This is a genomic window from Naumannella cuiyingiana (assembly GCF_013408305.1).
Lineage (GTDB): Bacteria > Actinomycetota > Actinomycetes > Propionibacteriales > Propionibacteriaceae > Naumannella > Naumannella cuiyingiana.
Map to the genome: position 1 here is coordinate 161,357 of NZ_JACBZS010000001.1, position 21,511 is coordinate 182,867.

A 21,511-nucleotide genomic window follows, 5' to 3' on the forward strand; every position below is an offset into this window, starting at 1 on the left:
GGTCAGCGTCCGGCCGCCCCGAACCACCCGCACTCCGACCCCGGTCCGACCCGGGAAGGTCGGCGCGGGACCGCTCTCGGCTGGTGGCGGGGCGCGCTGATGGGTTGAATCAGCGTCATGGACCTGCTCGCGGTGCTGTCGCACCTCACCGAAACCATCACCGCGCTGGCGAGCACGCCGTGGGTGTACCCGGTGGTCCTCGCGCTGACCACCATCGACGGATTCTTCCCCCCCGTGCCGAGCGAATCGGTCGTGGTGTCCCTCGCCGCGCTGTCGGTGAGCGACGGGAACCCCTCGTTGCCGCTGCTCTTCCTGGCGGCGGCCCTCGGTGCCGTCGCCGGTGACAACGTCGCCTACCAGATCGGCCGGGTGCTGCATCCCGGGGGCGAGCGCGGACCCCGATTCCTGCGGGGCGAGCGAATGGCCCGAGCGTTCGCGTGGGCGCGGCGTGCTCTCGAACACCGCGCGGCGGTGATGATCCTGGTCGCCCGGCACATCCCGGTCGGCCGGGTGGCGGTGAACATGATGGCCGGGGCGACCGGTTATCCCCGGCGCCGGTTCGTGCCGCTGACGATCCTGGCGGGCACGCTGTGGGCCGCGTACGGCATCGGCATCGGCACCGTGGCCGGGAGCTGGGTGAAGGACCAGCCGCTGCTCGCCGCCGCCCTCGCCGTGGCCCTCGCGCTGGTCCTCGGCTTCGCGCTGGACCGGGTGCTCGAGTGGTTCAACCGCCGCCGCGGGGTCGGTACGCCGGGCGGCCCCGACGCCCCCGCACCCGACCCCGCGTCCAGCTCCTCGCCGCGCTGACCCCGGTCCCTGCGCCGGCGTCCGCGTCACCAAGACGCGCGGCCCGGCGCCGTGATCACTTTGTGGTCACTCACGCGCCCTGAGGTGACCACAAAGTGCTCACGCCGCCCGCGGGGCCGAGGAGAAGATCATCGGCGAGGCTGCGGCGGTGCTCCCGAGGCCCGAGGCACGGCCCCACCGGGGCCCCCGCCACCCGTCGCGGGGGCGGTCCGGGTGTCGACGCCGACGGTCAGCTCGACCCGATAGCCCGTCTCGGCGTCCCCGGTCACCGTGGCGAGCTGCGAGGCTCCCCCGTCGTCGCCGAACACCATGTCCGTGGCGAGGCTGACCCGCGCCAGGTTGGCCGCCGAGGTCTGGTAGCCGTCCGTCGCGTACACCGCCTCGCAGGCGTCTCGCGGGAGCGCCACCTGGGAGGTGGCGATCGCGTTCGCGGCGTCGGTGATCGTGTCCGCGGCGGGATAGACCTCGAAGTGGATGTGCGGCCAGCGCCCGTCGTAGCAGGCGGGGAATATGCTGGTGAAGCCGACCCGGCCCTCGGCGTCGGCGACCTGCACGCCGCGCAGGTAGTTCTCGTCCTCCAGCCCCTCGGCATACATCGAGTACCGGCCCTCCCGGTCGCAGTGCCAGACATAGACGGCCGCGCCGGCGAAGGGCGTACCCGCGGCGAGGTCGGTGATGATCAACTCCAGCTTCATCGGTACGCCGACCGCGGTCGCGCTGCCGGTCTCGAAGCTCGACCGGATGTCGCTGCGCAGCACCCCGCTGCGCTCCAGCAGGTCGGGGCCGTTGGAACCGTCGCCGGGATACGGGCCGGCCGTCTCGTCGGGGATCTCCCCCGTTCCGGCACCCTCCGCGCCGGCCTGCGGGAGCGCCCCGCAGGCCGCGAGCCCGAGCCCGGCGCCCGCGGCGCCGATCAGGGCCAGCATGCGGCGCCGGCCGAACAGGGTGCCGAGATCGAAGGCCAGCCCCTGGTCCTCGACGTCCTCGCCCGGCCGGGGCAGCGGCCGGCCCCGATAGCTCGTCGGTTCGTTCATGATCATCCTTTCCGCCTCATCGGGGCCGAAGCTAGCCCCGCGGGCGCGCGGGATGCTGTGCGGCGCCGCTGGCGCGGCTGTGAACCTGCCCGGGCGCGGTGCCCGTGTTTGCGCGCGGATCGCGCCGCGAGCTAGGACGTCACGCGGTAGACGTCGTAGACGCCCTCGACGCGGCGCACGGCCTTGGCGAGGGCGTCCAGATGCTTGGGGTCGGAGGTCTCGAAGCTCATCCTGATCTTGCACACCCGGTCGCGGCCGGTGTTCACGTTCGCGGAGACGATCGACACGTGATGCTCGGTCACGGCCCGGGTCACGTCGGACAACAGGCCGTGCCGGTCCAGGCCCTCGATCTGCAGCGAGACCAGGAAGCTGCTCTGCGCGGTCGGCGCCCACGACACCTCGACCAGCCGCTCGGGCTGGTCGAGCAGCGCCGCGGCATTGGTGCAGTCGCGGCGGTGCACCGACACGCCCGCGCCGCGGGTGACGAACCCGAGGATCGGATCGCCCGGCACCGGCGTACAGCACTTGGCCAGCTTCACCCACAGATCCGTGGCGCCGTGCACGGCAACGCCCGTCCCGGAGGCCTTGTCGGTCCAGCGCCGACGCTCCACCCCGACATCGGTGGCGGTCTCGTCCTCGGACTCCCCGCCCTCGAGCACCAGCAGCCGGCTGACCACCGATGCGGCGGTGACATTGCCCTCGCCGATGGCCGCGTACAGGGCGTCCACGTCGCGCAGCCGGTTGTGCCGGGCCGCCTCCGCCAGATGTGCGCCGGTGAGCAGCCGCTGCAGCGGCAGGCCCGCCTTGCGCAGCTCGCGGGCGAGCGCGTTCTTGCCGTTCTCGATGGCCTCCTCGCGGCGCTCCCGGGTGAACCAGTGTTTGATCTTGTTCCGCGCGCGGGGGCTCTTGACGAAGTTCAGCCAGTCGCGGCTCGGCGCGGCGTTCTCGGCCTTCGAGGTCAGGATATCGACCACATCGCCGTTGCTCAGCACCGATTCCAGCGGGACCAGACGCCCGTTCACGCGGGCACCGATGCAGCGCTGCCCGACCTCGGTGTGGATGGCATAGGCGAAGTCGACCGGGGTCGCCCCCTGCGGCAACGCCAGCACGTCGCCCTTCGGCGTGAAGGCGTACACCTCGGAGGTGTTGATCTCGAACCGCAGCGAGTCCAGGAACTCGCCGGGATCGGTCGTCTCCCGCTGCCACTCGGTCAGCGACCGCACCCAGGACAGCTCGGTGCCCGGCGCCTGGCCCTGGCCGTTCCTGGTCTCCTTGTACTTCCAGTGGGCCGCGACGCCGTACTCGGCCTTGTGGTGCATGTCCCAGGTCCGGATCTGCAGCTCGACCGGGGCACCCTTCGGCCCCAGCACGGTGGTGTGCAGCGACTGGTACATGTTGAACTTCGGCACCGCGATGTAGTCCTTGAACCGGCCGGGGAGCGGGTTCCACCGCACGTGCATCACGCCGAGAGCCGCATAGCAGTCGCGCGGGTTGTCCACCAGGATGCGCAGCGCCACAAGATCATAGATGTCGGAGAAGTCGCGGCCGCGGACCACCATCTTCTGGTAGATCGAGTAGTAATGCTTCGGCCGCCCCTGCACGGTCGCCTTGATCTTGGCATCGCGAAGGTCGTCATTCACCTGCGCGGTGACCTCGCGCAGGAATGATTCCCGCGACGGCGCCCGTTCGGCGACCAGGTGCACGATCTCGTCGTAGATCTTGGGATGCAGCACCGAGAACGCGAGATCCTCCAGCTCCCACTTGACGGTGTTCATGCCCAGCCGGTGGGCCAGCGGGGCGAAGATCTCCAGCGTCTCGCGCGCGATCCGGCGCTGCTTGTCCGGCCGCAGGAACTGCAGCGTGCGCATGTTGTGCAGCCGGTCGGCGAGCTTGATCACCAGCACCCGGATGTCGCGCGACATCGCGATCACCATCTTGCGGATGGTCTCGGCCTTCGCCGAGTCGCCGTAACGAACCTTGTCCAGCTTGGTCACCCCGTCGACCAACTGGGCCACCTCGGCGCCGAAGTCGGCCTCGAGCTGGGTCAGCGTGTAGGAGGTGTCCTCGACGGTGTCGTGCAACAGCGCGGCACACAGCGTCGGCTCGTTCATGCCGAGTTCGGCAAGGATCGTCGTCACCGCGAGCGGGTGGGTGATGTAGGCGTCGCCGGACTTGCGCTGCTGACCGGAGTGATAGTGCTCGGCGGTGCGGTACGCCCGCTCGATCAGCGCGGTGTCCGCCTTCGGGTGATGGGACTTGATCACCTTCAGCAGCGGATCCAGCACGGCCATCTGCGGGCTGCGCGACGCGCCCAGCCGCGCCAGCCGCTGGCGCATCCGCAACCGAGGTTGCTCGGGCCCGGAGCTCAATCGATTGGTACGCCCGATCGGCTCGGCGAGCACGTCCACCGGCGCGGGCACGGGCCGCTCCCGTGCGTCGGCGCGCGCATCGTCCGGTGTCGCATCGCTCATCCGCACCCCTCCCGCCTCGGGCTCGGCCCGGCGAGTCGGGCCGGCTTTGACCAGTCGGTCCAGTCTAGTCAGCCGTGGCGGTGCGCGAGGGCGGGCGGGGGCCTCAGTCCAGTTCGGCGCGGGATTCGCGTCCGGGGCCGGGGGCCGAGCTCTCGCCGCCCCGCAGCCGTGCCACCTCGGCCTCGGACCGGCGTACCACGATCAACTGGTCCCCGGTCGCGAGCGTCTTCACCGACGGATCGTAGAACCGGCGCAGCGTCTTGTTGCGGACCACGGCCAGCACCTGTTCGCCGGCGATCTCGACCGGCGAGCGGCCGACCTCGTCGGGTCGCACCAGCCGCTCCGCCACCTCCAGGCCCTCGCCGGAGGCCAGCAGGTCCTCGATGGTGGTGCCGATGTCGGGACTGACAGCCGACAGCCCGAGCAGGCGGCCGACCGCATCGGAGGAGGTCACCACCGAGTCTGCGCCGGACTGCCGCAGCAGGGAGCCGTTCTCCTGTTCGCGGACGGCGACGACGACATGCGCGCTCGGGTTCAACTGACGCACGGTCAGCGTGCACAAGATGGCAGCGTCGTCGCGGTCCAGGGTGATGATCACCTCGCGGGCCTTGGAGATCTCGGCGCGGCGCAACACGTCGCGCCGCGTACCGTCGCCCTGGATCGACGCCACCCCGTCCAGGCTGGCGTCCTCGATGCCCACCGGGCTCTGGTCGATCACGACCACCTTCGCCAGATCGGCATCGTGTCGGCGCAGCGTGCCGACCGCGCTGCGGCCCTTGGTGCCGTAGCCGACCACCACCGTGTGATTGCGCATCCTCTTCCTCCAGCGGTTGTCCAGCCACATGCGCCGGCCCTGGTTGGCCAGCACCTCCAGGGTGGTGCCGACCAACAACACCAGGAAGGCGATACGCAGCGGCGTCACGACCAGCGCGTTGATCAACCGCGAGTGCGGCTCGATCGGGGTGATGTCACCGTAGCCCGTGGTGGTCACGGTGACCGTCGAGTAGTAGATCGCGTCGATCAGCGAGACGCCGTCGCTGTTGGTGTTGTCGATGTAGGCGTCCCGGTCGAACCAGACCAGCGCGGTCGAGATCGTCACCAGGGCGACCGCGACCAGCGCGCGGATGGCGAGCTGGCGGACCGGGGAGGCGTCGCGAACCGGCAGATTGACCAGGATCTTCTGGGCACTCCATCCCGCCCGCACCGGATTGCGCATCGCCCCGCCTCAGGCGCGCAGCACCGAGGAGACCCGCTCGATCCCGTGCTCGGCGAGCTTCGCGCGACCGTCCAGCGCGGTCAGCTCCAACAGCACCGACACCTGGACCAGCTCGGCGTCGAGCTGCTTCAACAGCGCGGCCGTGGCGGCCACCGTGCCACCGGTCGCGAGCACGTCGTCGACCACCAGCACCCGCGCACCGGCGGGGATGGCATCGGAGTGCACGGTCAGGGTCTCGGTGCCGTACTCCAGGGCGAAGGTCTCCGAAACCGTTGCGCCGGGCAGCTTTCCGGGCTTGCGGACGGGCACGAACCCAGCCCCCAGCGCCAGCGCGATCGGGGCGGCGAAGATGAACCCGCGCGCTTCCATCCCGACCACGAGGTCCACATCGCGCGGCGATGCGGCGACCAGCTCGGTCACGGCGGCGGCGAGCCCCGACGGGCGGGCCAGCAGCGGGGTGATGTCTTTGAACATGATTCCGGGCTTGGGGAAGTCGGGCACGTCGCGGATCAGGTCCGCGATCAGTCCGGCATTCGCCTCGCTGGGGCTCTGGGTCACAGATGTCATCGAGATTTCCTCTCGCTGCGGGTCTTTCGGCTGGGTTGTGGGCGCCCCGCTGCGCCGCGTCTGAGATCGTCGACCTTGGTCCGCGGCATCGTGAGTACCGAGCCGTCGGGTGTGCCTTCCTCGTCGGCGGTCTCGGTGATGCTGACCTTGGCCGAGGAGGCATTGCGGGCCTTCAGCTCGGCCTCGTCGCGGCGCTTGTGCACCCGCTTGTCCTGGCGTACCACGTCTTCGTCGCGGCGCTTGAAGTCCACCACCAGCGGCGTGGCGATGAAGATCGAGGAGTAGGCGCCGGCGAGCATGCCCACCAACAGGGCCAGGCCGACATCCTTCAGGGGTCCGGTGCCGAGCAGCACGGCGCCGGTGAAGAGCAGCGCGACGACGGGCAGGATGCCGATCATGGTCGTATTCAGCGACCGGATCAGCACCTGGTTGACCGCGTCGTTGGCCTCCTCGGCATAGGTCTTGCGGGACAGCTCGCGGGTGTTCTCCCGGAGCCGGTCGAAGACCACCACGGTGTCGTAGAGCGAGTAGCCGAGGATCGTCAGCACGCCGATCACCGTGGTCGGGGTGACGGTGAAGCCGAGCAGCGCATAGACACCGACGGTCAGGATCAGGTCGTGCATCAAGGCGACGATGGCCGCCGCCGAGTACTTCCAGTCCCGGAAGTAGATGGCGATCATGATCATCACCAGGGCCAGGAAGATGCCCAGCGCGAGCGCGGCCTTGCTGGACACCTGCTGGCCCCACGATGGGCCGATCACGCTGTTGGCGACCTGGTCCGGGGGGATCTGCAGGCTGTCGGCGATCGCCGTGCGAACCGTCGTGGTCTCCTCGGGCGTCAGGGCACGGGTCTGGGCCCGGACGCTGGCGCCGGTCACCTGGACGGTGACCTCCTGCATGTCGGGTACGCCGGAGTTCTGGACCGCCTCGCGCACCACCGGCACCGCCGCGGCGGCGTCGGGCGCCGGAGCGGTGAAGGCGGCGCCGCCGGTGAACTCGATGCCGAGCGACAGGCCGCGCACCAACAACCCGATCAGGCAGATCAGGATGACGACGGCGGAGGCGGCGTACCAGCGCTTGCGGACGCGGATGAACTCGAAGGCCAGATTTCCGGTCCACCACCGGTGCGCCAGCCGGCCGAGGGCGCTGCCGCCCCGGTCCGGCCCGGTGGTCCGTTCGGCTGCCTCCATCGGCTCGCCCGACGTGTCGTCGGTCGGATCGGTCTGCTTGGTTGCCATGTCAGGCCCCCTTCCCGGCGAGTGCGGGTTCCGCGCCGCGGGTCCGCCCGCCGGGCAGTCGGCGGACGCCCATGTGGTCAGCGCTCAGGCCGGACAGCCGGTACTTGCCGGAACCGAAGAATCGCGTCCGCACCAGCAACGACATGAGTGGCTTGGTGAACCAGAACGCCACGGCGAGGTCGATCAGCGTGGTCAGGGCCAACGTGAACGCGAATCCGCGGATGCCACCGATCGCCAGGATGAACAACACGATCGCGGAGAGCAGCGAGACCGCATTGGCGATCATGATGGTACGCCGGGCCTTGACCCACGCCGTCTCCACGGCCGAGCGCAGGGTCCTCCCCTCGCGGACCTCGTCGCGGATCTTGGCGTAGTAGATGACGAAGGAGTCCGCCGTCAGACCGATCGCCGCCACCGCCCCGGCGATGGCCGGCAGGTTCAACGCAAAACCGGTGATCGAACCCAGCAGCACCATTGCCTCATACGTCAGCGCACCCGCGATCACCAGCGTGGCGACCACCACGATGCCGAGCGCGCGGTAGTAGAGGAAGCAGTAGCCGAGCACCAGCAGCAGACCGACGGCGCCCGCGATCAGGCCGGCGCGCAACTGGTCCGCACCGAGCGTCGGCGACACCGTCTCCGCCGAGTCGACCGTGAACGACAACGGCAGCGCGCCGTACTTCAGCACGTTGGCGAGCTCGTTGGCGCTGTCCTGGTTGAAGGAGCCGGAGATCTCGGCCTGGCCGCCGGCGATGGGCTGGTTGACGCTCGGCGCGGAGACGGTGTCGCCGTCCAGCACGATCGCGAACTGGTTCTGTGGCTGCTGCTTCGTGGCCAGCGTACCGGTCGCCCGTTCGAAGGCGGCCGATCCCTGACCGTTGAACTGGAGCGTGACAACCCACTCGAAGCGGCCCTGCGGGATGCCCGCCTGCGCGCCGGTCACGTCCTGGCCGCTGATCAGCATCGGACCGAGCAGAAACTTCGCCGTCCCGGCCGTGTCGCAGGAGAACAGCGGCTGGTCGGCCACGTCCGGGAACGGCTGACCGCAGGTCCACTGGGCGAAGTCGGCGAGGTCTTGTTCCGAGGGCTGCCAGTTGAGCGCCTGGTCGGGCGCCGTCGCGCCCGGCTGGCCCTCGACGCTGGGGCGCGGCGCGAGCGGCTCCGGCGGGGCCGTCGGCAGACCGGGCCCGGGACGCCGGTTGCCCTCGGCCGGCGGTGGTTCCTCCGGCGGTGCGGTCGCCTCGGCGCCGGGCTGACCGCCGGCGTTCGGCGGCGGGGTCACCGATTCCATCTGGTACACGGGCCGGAACCGCAATTGCGCGGTGGTGCCGACGAGGCGGACCAGTTCTTCCTGGTCGACGTTCGGCACGGCGACGACGATCTGCCGGTCACCGGAGGTGGTGATCTCCGCCTCGCCGACGCCGAGCCCGTTCACGCGCTGCTCGATGATCTGGCGGGCCTGTTCCAGGCTGGTCGGGTCGACGGCGCCGGTTCCAGTGGTGTTGGTGGCCGTCAGGGTGACGGTGGTGCCGCCGCGCAGGTCGAGCCCGAGCCGGGGCACCCAGGTCCCGAAGGCCGCCATCGCGCCGGCCAGGGCCGCGATCACCACGCCGAAGATGATCAGCGTGCGGACAGGATGAATCTTTCGTGCTGCCACGGATCGGTTACCTCATCAGCCGTTCAGCGGTCGGCGGGTGGCTTGGCACCGCCGGTGTCCTGGTCGTTCACCGGGTCGGATGCCGGCGGAATGCTCTCGGGTCCGGCGGGCTCCGCTGCCGGATCCTCGACCGCCGGCACGTCGGTGAACTCGTCGCCGTCGCCATCGGGCAGCACCTGCACGATCGCCTGCTTGACCACGGTCACGATCACCCCGGGGGCAATCTCGATCCGGGCCTGCCGGTCGCCGACCTCGGCGACGGTGCCGATGACCCCCGACGCCGTCATCACGCGGGCGCCGACGGTGGCCGACTCGAGGGTCCGCGCCTGTTCCTTCTGCCGATTGCGGGTCGGGCGGATGATCAGGAAGTAGAAACCGACGACCATCAGGGCGATCAGCCCGAGCGTGGTCAGGTTCTCGAGATTCATTCGGCTCCTCGTTCGGCGGTGCTCTGCTCGTTGCGCACGTGTCCCCGCGCCTACCCGGCGGGCACGGCGCGCACACTCGTGCCTTCCGACCGCCGGAGTCTACCCAGACAACCCGTGAATCCCGCACCGGCCGCGCCGACCCGCTGCGCTCAGTCGGCGTCGAACAGGCTCGGATCGCTGCGATTGTTCGGCGGCAGCAGGCCGAGATGCGCCCAGCCCGCGGGCGTTGCGACCCGTCCGCGGGGGGTACGCATCATCAACCCTTCCCGAACCAGGAACGGTTCGGCAACCTCCTCGACCGTCTCCGGCTCCTCGCCCACGGCGATGGCCAGCGTGGACAGTCCGACCGGTCCGCCGGCGAAGCGCCGACACATGGCCTCCAGGACACCACGGTCGAGCCGGTCGAGCCCGCGCTCGTCCACCTCGTAGAGCGCCAGTGCCGCCCGCGCCAGCTCCAGCGTCACCGCGCCGTCGGCCTTGACCTGCGCGTAGTCGCGCACGCGGCGCAGCAATCGGTTCGCGATCCGCGGCGTACCCCGGGACCGGCCGGCGATCTCGGCGGCGGCATCGGGCGCCAGCGCGACGCCCAGGCGCTGCGCCGAACGCGACACGATCTCGCGCAGCGCGTCGGCATCGTAGAAGTCCAGTTGTGCGGTGAACCCGAAACGGTCGCGCAGCGGCCCCGGCAGCAGGCCGGCCCGGGTGGTCGCGCCGACCAGGGTGAACCGCGGGATCTCCAGCGGAATGGCCGTGGCGCCCGGCCCCTTGCCGACGACCACGTCGACCCGGAAGTCCTCCATCGCGAGGTAGAGCATCTCCTCGGCGGCACGCGACATCCGGTGGATCTCGTCGAGGAAGAAGACCTCACCCTCCCCCAGCCCGGACAAGATCGCGGCCAGGTCGCCGGCGTGCTGGATCGCCGGCCCGGACGAGATCCGCAGCGCGACGCCCAGCTCGTTGGCGATGATCATCGCCAGCGTCGTCTTGCCCAGCCCCGGCGGCCCGGACAACAAGACATGGTCCGGCACGTGCTCGCGCCCGCGGGCGGCAGACAGCACGAGCCCGAGCTGGTCGGCGACCCGCGGCTGGCCGCCGAAGTCGGCCAGCCGCTGCGGCCGCAGGGCGGCCTCGGCGGCCGCCTCGTCCGGGCCGGCCGCCGGGTCGACCGGCGATCCGTCGCGCCGGCCGCCGGGATCGCGGGAATCGCTGTCGGCAGACACCCGGCCATTCTGCCAGCCGGTCATCCGCCGCCCCCGGTCTGCGGTCGGGCGATCACTTGCGCGCGAGGGTCTGCAGCGCGGCCCGCATCAGGTCGGCGACTCGCGCCCGCTCGTCGGCCATCGGCGCGACCCGGTCGCACGCCGCCTCGGCGTCCTTGGCCGACCATCCCAGACCCTGCAGGCCCGCCAGCACCTGCTCGCGCCACGCCGCCGTCGGCGAGGCGGGCGCCGCGACCCCCGCCGGACCGACCGCGTTGATCTTGTCGCGCAACTCGATGCAGATCCGTTCGGCGCCCTTGCGACCGATCCCCGGCACCCGGGTCAGGGTGGCAAGATCACCGGCGGCAATGGCTGCCCGCAGGTCGTCCGGCCCGTGCACCGCCAAGGCCGCCTGGGCGAGCTTCGGCCCGACGCCATTGGCGGTGATCAACAGCTCGAACAGATCGCGCTCGTCGGCATCGGCGAAGCCGTAGAGGGTCATCGAGTCCTCGCGGACCACCATCGAGGTGGCGAGCCGGGCCCGCTCGCCGGGCCGCAGCTCGCTCGCCGTCGCCGGCGTGATCAGCACCAGTACGCCGAATCCGGAGAGATCGATCACCGCCGAGGTCGTGCCGACCCGGTCGACCGTGCCCGCCAGATGCGCGATCACGCCTTCCTCCCGCCGCGGGCGTGGGCGGCCACCGCGGCCGCGTACCCGTTCGTCGGTCGGGAGGCGCCCGCCACCGCATCGGCGTACCGTCCGGCGGCGCCGCCGCGCCACAGGTGACAGATCGCCAGGGCCAGCGCGTCGGCGGCATCCGCGGGCCTCGGCGCCTCCGGCAGGCGCAGGATCCGGGTCACCATCTCGCCGACCTGGCGCTTGTCGGCGCGGCCGGAGCCGGTGATCGCCGCCTTCACCTCGCTCGGCGTGTGCAGCACCACCGGCAGCCCGGCGCGCGCCGCGACCAGCATCGCCACCCCTGCCGCCTGCGCGGTGCCCATCACCGTCTGCACGTTGTGCTGGGCGAACACCCGCTCGATCGTCACCACCTCGGGCCGGTGTTCGGCGAGCCAGTCCTGCACCGCCCGCTCGATCTGCACCAGCCGGCGCGCCGGATCGAGCTCGGCCGGTGTCCTGGCCACTCCGACCGCGACCAGCGTCGGCGGCCGGCCGACGGTCCCCTCGACCACGCCCAACCCGCAGCGGGTCAGGCCCGGGTCGATCCCGAGCACGCGCATCCGGCCTCCTGATCGATAGAACACGTGTTCGGATGCTAGCGGCGGGCGCGGCGGTTGGCGGTCCGGCGCGCCGGGCCCACCGCCGGTCGGCCCCCGGCGTTGCTAGCTTGCTCGCGAATCTGTCGGCGCCGGGCGGTCGGGGACCAACATGCTGCGCATCCATTTCACCGAGCGGGACCTGACCAGCGTCGTCCTGGCCGACGACGTCTCGTTGATGTGGGAGCTCGTGTTGAGCGTGCACCGGCTCCAGGCGCGTCGCCGGCACCGGGCGTTCGATGCGTGGCAGGCCGAGGTGCTCGCCGCCGGCCTGCCGGAGCAGTGCCGCGTGCTGCTGCACCTCGCGCCCCCGATCGGCTACACCCCCGACTTCCTCACCCCCGAGGACGCGGTGACCAGCATCGATGCCGGCCGCGACGCCATCGCCGACACCGACCGCAGCATCGTCGGCGCCCAGGTCGCCGAGCTCGACGCCGAACGGGGGCTGGCCGCGGCGCAGCGGCCGGCCGTCGACATCGACGCGCTCGTCAAGGCGCTCGACGTGTACTGGCACCTCGCGCTGGCGCCCTACTGGCAACGCATCCGCCGGCGCGTCCACGAAGACCTCGAGGTACGCCGCCAACTGCTCGCGACCAGCGGCATCGCGGCGCTGCTGGAGTCGCTCGGGCCTGGGATCGAGTGGCAGCCGCCCTTTTTGATCATCAAGGGACCGCGCCGCTCGGCGGACCTGCACCTCGACGGCCGCGGGATCGTGCTGCAGCCGGCGTACTTCTGCCTCGACGACCCGACCAAGCTGCGCGACCCGCTGGGCCGACCGACCCTGGTCCACCCCACCGCGCACGACCCCGAGGTGCTGGCGGCCGGGGAGGACACCGCCGATCCGGGCGTCGCCCGGCTGATCGGGCCGGCCCGGCACGAGATCCTCGGCGCCGCCGCCGTGCCCGGCACCACCAGCGATCTGGCCGACCGCGCCAGCGTGTCGGTGTCCGCGGCCAGCCGCCATGCGGCGGTCCTCCGGGCCGCGGGGCTCCTGGCGTCCTACCGGACGGGGCGCAGCGTCGAGCACCGCCTCACCGACCTCGGCCGGACCCTGCTCGACGGCGCCTGAGCCTCCGCCCGCCGGGGAACCCGCGTACGCCTGCTCGCCCCGGCCACCGGCCGCCGCCCCGCCGGAACCGACCGCTCGCCCGGGTTCTGGTCGCCGACGCCGGCCGATGCCGGCCGAGACCCCGACGAGCGGTCGGTTCCGGCGGCGATGCGGCAGCCCGGGCCAGCCAGAACCTGGGCGAGTGGTCGGTAATGGCGCAGCTCGGCGACCCCGGACCAGCTCGACGCAGTCAGGCGCCGGGCACCTTTGCGTCCTTCTGCAAAGGATTGTCGTCCCCGATCCGCTCCGGCCAGCGTGGTGTTCGCAACAACCGGACACTCACGAAGGGCAGGAAAGATCATGACCACCACGACCATCCGTCCCGACGGAATCCGCAGGACGATCGCCGGCATCGCCGCGACCCTCGCGCTCGGCGGCGGTCTCGCCGCCGGCGTCGCGACCACGGCGCCGATCGACCGGGCCAGCGCCGCGAGCTGCGCGGCGCAGACCGACGCCACCGCCGAGGCGACGGCGATGATCGACGCCGCGTGCGCCGAGGTCGCGGCCGGCACCCTCTACTCGTGGGGCGGCGGGCACGACGCCGAGCCCGGCCCGTCGACCGGCATCCCGAATCCCGACGCCGGCTACGACCACACCAACCGCACCGGCCTGGACTGCTCGGGCCTGGTCCGCTGGGCCTGGTTCAAGGCGACGGGCGTCGACTTCGGCGGCGTGGCCACCAGCGGGATGCCCGACGCGCTCGAGGCGAACGGCTTCACCGATGTCGGCACCGACGAGGCCAACTGGCAGCCCGGCGACATCATCATCTGGACCGGGCACACCGCGATCTACCTCGGCGGAGGCCAGATGGTGCAGGCCCAGGGCGCCGACGAGGGCCTGAACGTGAAGCCGGTGAGCTCGCAGGGCGACCGGACGCGGGTGGGCACCTTCCGGCACGGCGGCGACGGCGGCGGAACCGTCCCGCCGCCCAGCCCGGGCGGACAGTCGATCACGGTGTACGCCACGGACGTCAACGTCCGCAGCGACGCCACCAGCCAGAGCACCTCGGTCGGCAAGGTCAGCCAGCGCCCGGCCAACTTCACCTGCCAGAAGCGGGGCGAGAGCGTCAGCTCCGAGGGCTACACCAACGACCTGTGGTCCTACTCCGACGAGCTCGGCGGCTATGTGAACAACGTCTTCCTGCAGGGCCCGGCCGACTTCGGTCTGCCGACCTGCTGACCACCCGCAGCCACACCGACTCCAGGAGATGATCATGAACACCAGCAAGCTTCGCACCGGCGGCCTCACCCTGGCAGCGACCGCGCTCGCCGCGACCGGCGCCCTGGCCCCGACCGCCCTTGCCCCGACCGCCCCGGCGCATGCCGCGGACGGCCAGTCGATCACGGTGTACGCCACGGATGTCAACGTCCGCAGCGACGCCACCAGCCAGAGCACCTCCGTGGGCAAGGTCAGTCAGCGCACCGCGGTCTTCACCTGCCAGAAGGCCGGCGAGACCGTCAGCTCCGACGGCTACACCAACAACCTGTGGTCGCGCAGCGACGAGCTCGGCGGCTACGTGAACAACGTGTTCCTGCAGGGCCCGGCCGACTTCGGCCTGCCCGCCTGCGACGGCGACTCCGAGCCGACACAGCCGCCGGCGCCCGGGGGCGAGGACGTCACGCTCGACCAGCTCAAGACGCTGTTCCCGAACGACATCCACGACGAGGCGACGCTGGCCGAGGACCTGGCCAACCTGAACGCCGAGATGAAGGCGGCCGGCATCACCACGCCGGCACGCAAGGCGGCGTTCCTGGCCACGCTCGCCTCGGAGAGCGGTCTCGCCTACGACCGCGAGGAGGGTGACCAGTCGCACAACCAGCCCTACTGGGGCCGCGGCTACATCCAGCTCACCACCGCGGACAACTACGCGGACGCGTCGAACGCACTCGGGGTCGACCTCTCCAGCAACCCGGAGCTGGCGATGAGCCGGGACCACAGCGCCAGGATCGCGACCTGGTACTGGACCGATCGCGACCTGAACGCGGCGGCCGATGCGCTCGACATGGCGGCGGTCAACAAGGGCATCGGCTACCGCGCCAACGACGCCGAGGACACCAAGCGCTGCAACAACTTCACTGCCGCGCTGACCCTGTTCAACGGCGGCTCGCTGCCCGGCGAGGTGAACTGCGCCCGCTGACCGGGAACCGCTCCGGCGCACGAGAAGCGACGGGGCGGCCGGCGAGAGCCGGCCGCCCCGTTTCGCTGCCCGGGTCGGGCGCGCGCTCAGGCGTCGGCCAGCGCGTCCTCGGGGACGTCGGCATTGGTGTAGACGTTCTGCACGTCGTCGGAGTCCTCGAGCGCGTCGACGATCTTCTCCAGCTTCGCGGCGTCGTCGGCGTCGACGGTCTGGGTGTAGTCGGGCACGAAGCCGACCTCGGCGGAGTCGTAGTCCAGGCCGGCGGCCTGCACGGCCTTGCGGACCTCGACCAGCTCGTTCGGGCCGGAGACGATCTCGAACACCTCGCCCAGGTCGTTGACCTCCTCCGGCCCCGCATCGAGCGTGGCCTCCAGCAGGTCGTCCTCGGACACCGCGCGTCCGTCCTGGTTCTTCTCCAGCACCACCACGCCCTTGCGCTGGAAGATCCGGGCCGTCGAACCGACATCGGCCATCGTGCCTCCGTTGCGCGTCACCGCGACGCGCACGTCCGAGGCCGACCGGTTGCGATTGTCGGTCAGGCACTCGATCAGCATGGCGATCCCGGCCGGGCCGTACGCCTCGTACATCACGGTCTCGTAGTTGGCCCCGCCGCCGTCCAGGCCGCCGCCGCGTTTGACCGCGCGGTCGATGTTGTCGTTCGGGACGCTGGACTTCTTCGCCTTCTGGATGGCGTCGTACAGCGTCGGGTTACCGGCCGGATCGGGGCCGCCCAGCCGGGCCGCCACCTCGACGTTCTTGATCAGCTTGGCGAACAGCTTGCCGCGCTTCGCGTCGATCACGGCCTTCTTGTGCTTGGTCGTCGCCCATTTGGAGTGTCCACTCATAACTTGCCCATCCTACTGCTCGCGCCCGTACAACAGCACCGTGTCGGTCACCTCGTAGCCGACCGACTCGTACAGCTCGAAACGACGCTCCGTCGCGTCCACGCCGAGGCCGCCGCCGTCCAGCCCGGCGGTGGCGAACGAGGCGAGGGTACGCTGCAGCAACGCCCGCGCCACGCCGCGCCCGCGCCAGTCGGGGCGGACGCCCAGCCGGTCGGTCCAGCCCTCCGCATACGCACCCGGGTGTTCCTGGGCGGTCGCGGAGTTCAGGGCATAGCCGACGACCTCGCCGCGTGACAGCGCGACCCACGACCACTCCGGGCGGGCCGCCCGCCGTTCGATCGACTGGCGCCAGGCGTCGGGCGGGACCGGCTGGCTGCCCCAGCCCTGCGCGAACGCGTCGTTGTGGGCGAGCCGGACCGGCTCGGACAGCGCCGCGGTGAACGGGACCAGCTCGATGCCCACGGGATCGGGCGCGATCGGTCGCTCGCCGGCGCGGTCGAGCTGCACGTGCAGGTCGCTGAACCAGCGCAGCGGTGCGAGCCCGTTGCGTTCGTACAGCCGGCGGCGGCTGTTCAGGTGCTCATCGGCGTACGCCTCGACCCGCAGGCCGCCGCTCGCCCCGGTCTCGCGGTGGTGTTCCCGGGCGCGGCGGAGCTGCCACTCGAACACCCCGCGGCCGATCCGGTGGTAGCGCCACGCCGGGTGGACCACGCCGGTCAGCACCACCCGCACCGGGTCCACGTCGCCGGCACGCGGATGGTTCCAGCCGTACGCCACCACCGAGCCGCCCTCGCTGCCGATCACCGCGTGCTCGGACGGGTCGACCGGCGACTCGTCGAAGTCGGCGCGCAAACGCTCCAGGCCGTGCCGATCGGCCGGGTCGTCGAGATGTTCGGCGGCGGCGAGGAGGTCGGCCAGCGCCCCGAGGTCGTCGCGGCGCAGCGGGCGCCAGTCCAGATCCGTGCGCGCGAGATCGCTGTGGGCGAGATCCTGGATCACCGTTGATCCTCCTCGGTTGTCGACAATGCCCACCCTATGTCCGACGGGGTCGGGCGCCTATGGTCGCGGCCGACCGGTCAGCGATCCGGCCCGACCCGGGCATCGATCACCGCGGCCAGCGCGGCGAGCACCCCCTCGGTGACCGCGCCGGCGTCGTCGCCGGCATCGAGCCGCGCGAAACCCGCATCCACGAGCTGGTGCGTCATCGCCACGAGCAGCGCGAGATCGGCGGGCCTCCCGGGTCCGAGCAGTTCGCGCCACGCCCCCGTGACCGCGTCGCTGCCCGCATGGACGTCGGCGAGTTCGCGGCGAAGCTGCTCCGGCAGCGCCCCCTCGCGCGCGATGCCCATCAACCAGCCGTGGCCGGACCGTGCGGCCTGGTCCAGGTTGCCGCGCGCCCAGGCGAGCAGTCGCTCCCGGGCGTCGTCGCGGCCGGCGACGGCGGCGTCGACGGCGGCCAACCAGGGCGGCAGGTGCCGGGTCAGCACGAGGCCGCGCAACTCGTCCACCGAGCGCACATAGCTGTAGAGCGAGTTGCGGGCGATCCCGACCTCACGGCTGACCGCCGCCGCGGTCAGCGCACCCGGGCCGCCGCTGCGCATGATCGTCTCGGCCGCGTCGATCAGCGCCGCGAGCACGCGCTCGTGGTGTTCCTGGACGGTGGGGGCGGCGATCCGCGGCATGCCGGACACCCTACCGCCGGGATTTGTTCCCGACACCCGCGTCGGTATGATGCCGACACAGGTGTCGGAAACTGTCCGGCCGAACGAGAGGAACATCGATGGGACGAAAGATCTATCTGGCCACGGCTGTCTGGACCGCGCTCGGCCTGGCCAGCGGGCTGTTCTACCGCGAGTTCACCAAGCTGAACGGGTTCACCGGCGACACCCAGCTCGCCGTCGCCCACACGCACGCGCTCGCCCTGGGCACCACGGTGGGGCTGGTGGTGCTCGGCCTGCGTCAGGTGTTCGGGCTGACCGGACGCCGGTTCGCCGCCTGGTTCTGGCTGTGGAACGCGGGTCTCGCGCTGACCTTCGGCACGCTCGTGGCAAAGGGCTCGCTGCAGGTGCTCGGCAGCGCCGCCGCCGACTCCAAGATGCTCGCCGGCATTGCCGGGCTGGGCCACATGAGCCTGACCGCGGCGCTCGTGCTGCTCTTCCTCGCGCTCGCCCCGCGGCTGCGCTCCGACGCCGCGCTCCGCGGCGACGACGCCGCCGCGCTCGCGACGCGCTGAGCGGGCTCAGCGCCAGACAGTGCTGCCGCGCCGGGCGAGCACGGGGCTGACCGGCCGGCGCTCGCGGCCCAGCCGGGCCTCCGCGTCCTCGACCACCGGGCGTACCCGGGTCCACTCGACCATCGGCCAACCCTGCGCATCGGCGACCCGGAGCAGGCCGAGGTCCGGGCACACCGCCACCGGCCGGCCGACCGCGCTGAGCATCGGCTCGTCGGCATGGGAGTCGGCATAGGCGTAGCTGCGGTCCAGGTCGATCCCGTGCAACTGCGCGTAGTGCCGCAGCCACGCGCCGCGCGACTCCCCCACCATCGGCGGACCGGTCAGGAATCCGGTGCAGATGCCGTCGTCGTCGGTCTCCAGGTCGGCGGCCACGATCACGTCGAAGTAGCGGCGCAGCGGACGGGTCAGCGGGCGGATCACGCCGGTGATCAACACCGTGGTGTGCCCCGCGGCCCGGTGCTCCTCGACGCGACGCAGTGCATCGGGCGACAACCGGCCGAGGATCTGCCCATCCAGCTCGGTGTCGACGAGGCGATCGAGCGCGGCCAGATCGGCCCCGGCGTAGCGGCGGTAGAAGCTGCGCAGGAACGTGCCGCGGTCCCGGCTCTCCGCCACCAGGTAGTCCGGCACCCGGCGGGCGAGCGCGGCGACCTCGCCGAGCCGACCGGCCGGACCCAGCTCGGGCAGCCGCGCCCACAGATAGGTCTCGACGACATTCGTCGCCAGCATGGTGCCGTCCAGGTCGAAGGCGGCCAGGACATCGGTGGCCTTCGGCAACGGGGCGGCACCCCGGGCGACCTTTTCCTGGCGGGAGCGTCGGTGCTCGCCGCGACGCACGGGCGCGGTGACGCTCGGCGCGTGCACCTCGCCCATGTAGTGCCGCCAGTCATAGGCCCCGGAGTCGAACGCCCAGTCCGCCGCATCGGCAGGGTCGAGCGAGCGGTGCAGCGCGAGCGTGTGATCGTCGACGAAGTGCAGTTCGGACTGCAGGTACTCCCCGTACAGGGTCAGGTAGCGCTCCAGGAACTCCAGCTCGGCGCTGGCCTTGTCCACCCGGCGGGCGAGCTCACGCGTGGTCCGCGATCGGGGCAGGAAGCGCAGCGCCCCGCGGGCGGCGTCCACCCCGGTCCGGTACCAGCGCAGCTTCCGGTCGACCGCAGCGGCGCCGGGGAAGTCCCATTCGGGCAGTTCCGGATTCTTGCCGTTGATCTCGAACGGATGCTCCTGGAAGTACGCGCGGATGATCTGGTAGATCCGCGAGTAGGTCAGCGGATTGCGCGCCCCGGAGTTGAGATGGAAGTACTCCGGACGGCCCACCTCGGGGTCGGTGGCACAGACCGCCAGCGTGGCGTTGACGACGAGGTCGACCGGAATGATGTCGATCACCGAGTCGGGCGACGCCGGGAACTCCGGCATCTGGCCCTTGCCGTAGGCCATGATCAGCGGCTCGGCCATCTTGAAGCCCTCGATCCAGCCCGGGTAGGGCTGGCTCAGCGCCGACTCGACGATCGCCGGCCGGACGATGCTGACCTTGATCGACGAGCCCAGATCCTCCACCGCCCGCTCGGCCATCGCCTTCGCGAACGTGTAGACATCGGTCCAGCCCAGCGACCGGGCGCGCTCGGTGCCGGCCTCGACGAGCCGCTCGGCGACCCATTCCAGCCGGCGCCGCTCGGTGTCGCGGGAGGTGGTCAGGTACCCGGCCTTGCGGTGGTCGCGCTCGGCCGCGCGGCGCAGCTCGGCCAGTTGGCCCGGGGTGCGGGACTGCTTCTCGATGGTCTCGCTCATCTCCATCGCCTGAGCGGTCTCGGCCAGATAGTCGACATCGTGGTCGTGCGCGGCCTCGGGGATCGCGCCGCGGCGGCGGCCCGCGGTGTAGGCGGTGGAGACGTGGACATAGTGCGGTACGCGGTCCAGCGTCCCGTCGGGACCGGTGCACGCCTCGATGGTCCGCTCGATCAGCGCCCGGGTGCCCAACACATTGGTGCTGAAGGCCTTGTCGATGGGCGGGTCGAAGGACACATCGCCGGCGCAGTGCAGGACGATGTCGAGGTCTCGCGGCAGCGCCGGCACGTCCGGCAGATCGCCCGCGATCACCTCGATCCGGTCGGCCAGCAGGTTGGCCACCCCGTCCGGCCGCTCGGGCGTGGCGGCGGCCTCGCGCGCGGAGGCGAAGATGCTCTTCTGCAGCAGGGCGCGGACCCGGGTCTCCGCCGGCCGCTTGCCCTTCGGGCGTACCAACAACGCCACCTTCGTGTCGGGCAGCTGCGTCAGGATCTTCCACAACAACAACTCACCGATGAAGCCGGTGACGCCGGTCATCACGATCTTCTTGCCGCCCAACAGCTCGGCGAGTCGCCCGTCCAGGACCGTCCCCGTCGGCTGGCCGGGGGCGACGCCGAAGCTGGCCGCGGGCGCGTGCTCGCCGAACCCCGCGTGGCCGGAGTCGGGGCTGTCCGGCGGGGCGCTCGACGTCATCTGGGCTGCTCTCCTTCGGCGGATGTCGCACCGGCGGGGTCCGGGCCGGCGGGCTCGGCGCCCCGGCAGATCGCCAGCGCGTCGGGCAGGGAGAAGTTACCGACATACAGGGCGGTTCCGACAATCGCGCCCTCCACGCCGATCGGCACCAGGCCCCGCAGACGCCGCAGGTCCTCCAGCGTGGACACGCCACCGCTGGCCACGACGGCGGCGTCCGTGCGGGCACAGATGTTGCCGAGCAGTTCGTAGTTGGGCCCGGACAACATGCCGTCGGAGGCGACATCGGTGACCACGAAGCGCGCGCAGCCCGCCTCGGACAGCCTGGCCAGCGTGGCGTAGACGTCGCCACCCTCGCGGGTCCAGCCGCGGGCGGCGAGTCGGTCGTTGCGCACGTCCAGCCCGATGGCGATCCGGTCGCCGTGCGCGGCGATGATCTCCTCGCACCAGTCCGGGTTCTCCAGCGCGGCGGTGCCGATGTTCACCCGGCGGCAGCCGGTCGCCAGGGCCCGCTCCAGGCTGGCATCGTCGCGGATGCCCCCGGACAGCTCGACCTGCAGGTCCATGGCCGCGACCACCTCGGCGATCACCTCGGCATTGTCGCCGCGGCCGAACGCCGCATCGAGGTCGACCAGGTGGATCCACTCCGCGCCGCCGTCCTGCCAACGCCGCGCGGCCGCCAACGGATCGCCGAACACCTTCTCGGTGCCGTCGACGCCCTGGACAAGCTGGACGGCCTGACCGCCCTTGACGTCGACGGCGGGCAACAGCTCGAGTTGAAGCACCAGCCGACCCTACTCGACACCGGCCGGGCCGGACCG

At 71.5% G+C, this 21,511-nt stretch carries 20 protein-coding genes; 5 read left to right on the top strand and 15 right to left on the bottom strand.

Features of this window, described 5'->3' with window-relative positions:
• Positions 1–117 precede the first annotated feature (117 nt).
• A complete protein-coding gene (locus GGQ54_RS00680) occupies positions 118–807 on the top strand; it encodes a DedA family protein (RefSeq protein WP_179443635.1) in 690 nt (229 codons plus the stop codon).
• 128 nt (positions 808–935) lie between these two features.
• Here GGQ54_RS00680 and GGQ54_RS00685 read toward each other — a convergent pair whose 3' ends face one another.
• From GGQ54_RS00685 to ruvC, 10 genes are all read right to left on the bottom strand, one after another.
• Complete coding sequence (locus tag GGQ54_RS00685; RefSeq protein WP_179443636.1) at positions 936–1,841, bottom strand: intradiol ring-cleavage dioxygenase; 906 nt, start codon at positions 1,839–1,841, stop codon at positions 936–938.
• Between the two features lie 131 nt (positions 1,842–1,972).
• A complete protein-coding gene (locus tag GGQ54_RS00690) occupies positions 1,973–4,312 on the bottom strand; it encodes a RelA/SpoT family protein (protein WP_179443637.1) in 2,340 nt (779 codons plus the stop codon).
• A gap of 103 nt (positions 4,313–4,415) precedes the next feature.
• Positions 4,416–5,528, bottom strand: coding sequence for a potassium channel family protein (locus tag GGQ54_RS00695; protein ID WP_179443638.1), 1,113 nt, complete (start codon positions 5,526–5,528; stop codon positions 4,416–4,418).
• A gap of 9 nt (positions 5,529–5,537) precedes the next feature.
• Positions 5,538–6,095 carry an adenine phosphoribosyltransferase gene (locus GGQ54_RS00700; RefSeq protein WP_179443639.1) on the bottom strand — a complete coding sequence of 186 codons (558 nt, stop codon included), beginning with the start codon at positions 6,093–6,095 and terminating at the stop codon, positions 5,538–5,540.
• Complete coding sequence (secF, locus tag GGQ54_RS00705) at positions 6,092–7,333, bottom strand: protein translocase subunit SecF (RefSeq protein WP_246292502.1); 1,242 nt, start codon at positions 7,331–7,333, stop codon at positions 6,092–6,094. The genes GGQ54_RS00700 and secF overlap by 4 nt, the downstream gene beginning before the upstream one ends.
• A gap of 1 nt (position 7,334) precedes the next feature.
• Positions 7,335–8,990 (bottom strand): protein translocase subunit SecD, encoded by a 1,656-nt coding sequence (secD, locus tag GGQ54_RS00710; protein WP_343045807.1) that lies wholly within the window; start codon positions 8,988–8,990, stop codon positions 7,335–7,337.
• A 23-nt stretch (positions 8,991–9,013) separates the two neighbouring features.
• A complete protein-coding gene (yajC, locus tag GGQ54_RS00715; protein WP_179443640.1) occupies positions 9,014–9,418 on the bottom strand; it encodes a preprotein translocase subunit YajC in 405 nt (134 codons plus the stop codon).
• Positions 9,419–9,567: 149 nt separating this feature from the next.
• Entirely contained in the window at positions 9,568–10,638 is a 1,071-nt protein-coding gene (gene ruvB, locus GGQ54_RS00720) for a Holliday junction branch migration DNA helicase RuvB (RefSeq protein ID WP_343045808.1), read from the bottom strand.
• A gap of 52 nt (positions 10,639–10,690) precedes the next feature.
• A complete protein-coding gene (ruvA, locus tag GGQ54_RS00725; RefSeq protein WP_179443642.1) occupies positions 10,691–11,287 on the bottom strand; it encodes a Holliday junction branch migration protein RuvA in 597 nt (198 codons plus the stop codon).
• Positions 11,284–11,856, bottom strand: a complete 573-nt coding sequence (gene ruvC / locus GGQ54_RS00730; protein ID WP_179443643.1) for a crossover junction endodeoxyribonuclease RuvC — start codon at positions 11,854–11,856, stop codon at positions 11,284–11,286. Before ruvC ends, ruvA begins: the two co-directional genes overlap by 4 nt.
• Before the next feature lie 148 nt (positions 11,857–12,004).
• Here ruvC and GGQ54_RS00735 point away from each other — a divergent pair, with 148 nt between their 5' ends.
• From GGQ54_RS00735 to GGQ54_RS00745, 3 genes are all read left to right on the top strand, one after another.
• Entirely contained in the window at positions 12,005–12,961 is a 957-nt protein-coding gene (locus GGQ54_RS00735) for an ArsR/SmtB family transcription factor (protein WP_179443644.1), read from the top strand.
• A 339-nt stretch (positions 12,962–13,300) separates the two neighbouring features.
• Positions 13,301–14,179 carry an NlpC/P60 family protein gene (locus GGQ54_RS00740; protein ID WP_179443645.1) on the top strand — a complete coding sequence of 293 codons (879 nt, stop codon included), beginning with the start codon at positions 13,301–13,303 and terminating at the stop codon, positions 14,177–14,179.
• A 34-nt stretch (positions 14,180–14,213) separates the two neighbouring features.
• Positions 14,214–15,137 (top strand): glycoside hydrolase family 19 protein, encoded by a 924-nt coding sequence (locus tag GGQ54_RS00745; RefSeq protein WP_179443646.1) that lies wholly within the window; start codon positions 14,214–14,216, stop codon positions 15,135–15,137.
• Between the two features lie 86 nt (positions 15,138–15,223).
• Here GGQ54_RS00745 and GGQ54_RS00750 read toward each other — a convergent pair whose 3' ends face one another.
• From GGQ54_RS00750 to GGQ54_RS00760, 3 genes are all read right to left on the bottom strand, one after another.
• The gene (locus tag GGQ54_RS00750; protein WP_179443647.1) at positions 15,224–15,982 is read right to left on the bottom strand and encodes a YebC/PmpR family DNA-binding transcriptional regulator; all 759 of its coding nucleotides are present in this window, start codon (positions 15,980–15,982) and stop codon (positions 15,224–15,226) included.
• 12 nt (positions 15,983–15,994) lie between these two features.
• Positions 15,995–16,981 carry a GNAT family N-acetyltransferase gene (locus GGQ54_RS00755; protein WP_179443648.1) on the bottom strand — a complete coding sequence of 329 codons (987 nt, stop codon included), beginning with the start codon at positions 16,979–16,981 and terminating at the stop codon, positions 15,995–15,997.
• A 77-nt stretch (positions 16,982–17,058) separates the two neighbouring features.
• Positions 17,059–17,664, bottom strand: a complete 606-nt coding sequence (locus GGQ54_RS00760; protein WP_179443649.1) for a TetR/AcrR family transcriptional regulator — start codon at positions 17,662–17,664, stop codon at positions 17,059–17,061.
• 98 nt (positions 17,665–17,762) lie between these two features.
• On the opposite strand from GGQ54_RS00760, the gene GGQ54_RS00765 reads away from it, so the two are divergent.
• Positions 17,763–18,215 (top strand): DUF2871 domain-containing protein, encoded by a 453-nt coding sequence (locus GGQ54_RS00765; protein WP_179443650.1) that lies wholly within the window; start codon positions 17,763–17,765, stop codon positions 18,213–18,215.
• A gap of 6 nt (positions 18,216–18,221) precedes the next feature.
• On the opposite strand, the gene GGQ54_RS00770 is transcribed toward GGQ54_RS00765, so the two are convergent.
• Entirely contained in the window at positions 18,222–20,693 is a 2,472-nt protein-coding gene (locus tag GGQ54_RS00770; protein WP_179443651.1) for an HAD-IB family phosphatase, read from the bottom strand.
• Positions 20,690–21,478: a bifunctional 1-(5-phosphoribosyl)-5-((5-phosphoribosylamino)methylideneamino)imidazole-4-carboxamide isomerase/phosphoribosylanthranilate isomerase PriA gene (gene priA, locus GGQ54_RS00775; protein WP_179446345.1), complete on the bottom strand. Its 789-nt coding sequence runs from the start codon at positions 21,476–21,478 to the stop codon at positions 20,690–20,692. Before priA ends, GGQ54_RS00770 begins: the two co-directional genes overlap by 4 nt.
• Positions 21,479–21,511 lie beyond the last annotated feature (33 nt).

What these genes read in the sequence shown, in the direction of transcription:
- GGQ54_RS00770 (WP_179443651.1), bottom strand. Translation starts at nt 20,693, where the DNA reads ATGACGTCGAGCGCCCCGCCGGACAGCCCCGACTCCGGCCACGCGGGG.
- GGQ54_RS00750 (WP_179443647.1), bottom strand. Translation starts at nt 15,982, where the DNA reads ATGAGTGGACACTCCAAATGGGCGACGACCAAGCACAAGAAGGCCGTG.
- GGQ54_RS00685 (WP_179443636.1), bottom strand. Translation starts at nt 1,841, where the DNA reads ATGAACGAACCGACGAGCTATCGGGGCCGGCCGCTGCCCCGGCCGGGC.
- GGQ54_RS00760 (WP_179443649.1), bottom strand. Translation starts at nt 17,664, where the DNA reads ATGCCGCGGATCGCCGCCCCCACCGTCCAGGAACACCACGAGCGCGTG.
- ruvC (WP_179443643.1), bottom strand. Translation starts at nt 11,856, where the DNA reads ATGCGCGTGCTCGGGATCGACCCGGGCCTGACCCGCTGCGGGTTGGGC.
- GGQ54_RS00690 (WP_179443637.1), bottom strand. Translation starts at nt 4,312, where the DNA reads ATGAGCGATGCGACACCGGACGATGCGCGCGCCGACGCACGGGAGCGG.
- GGQ54_RS00745 (WP_179443646.1), top strand. Translation starts at nt 14,214, where the DNA reads ATGAACACCAGCAAGCTTCGCACCGGCGGCCTCACCCTGGCAGCGACC.
- GGQ54_RS00735 (WP_179443644.1), top strand. Translation starts at nt 12,005, where the DNA reads ATGCTGCGCATCCATTTCACCGAGCGGGACCTGACCAGCGTCGTCCTG.
- secF (WP_246292502.1), bottom strand. Translation starts at nt 7,333, where the DNA reads ATGGCAACCAAGCAGACCGATCCGACCGACGACACGTCGGGCGAGCCG.
- GGQ54_RS00680 (WP_179443635.1), top strand. Translation starts at nt 118, where the DNA reads ATGGACCTGCTCGCGGTGCTGTCGCACCTCACCGAAACCATCACCGCG.
- yajC (WP_179443640.1), bottom strand. Translation starts at nt 9,418, where the DNA reads ATGAATCTCGAGAACCTGACCACGCTCGGGCTGATCGCCCTGATGGTC.
- GGQ54_RS00740 (WP_179443645.1), top strand. Translation starts at nt 13,301, where the DNA reads ATGACCACCACGACCATCCGTCCCGACGGAATCCGCAGGACGATCGCC.
- GGQ54_RS00765 (WP_179443650.1), top strand. Translation starts at nt 17,763, where the DNA reads ATGGGACGAAAGATCTATCTGGCCACGGCTGTCTGGACCGCGCTCGGC.
- GGQ54_RS00695 (WP_179443638.1), bottom strand. Translation starts at nt 5,528, where the DNA reads ATGCGCAATCCGGTGCGGGCGGGATGGAGTGCCCAGAAGATCCTGGTC.
- GGQ54_RS00700 (WP_179443639.1), bottom strand. Translation starts at nt 6,095, where the DNA reads ATGACATCTGTGACCCAGAGCCCCAGCGAGGCGAATGCCGGACTGATC.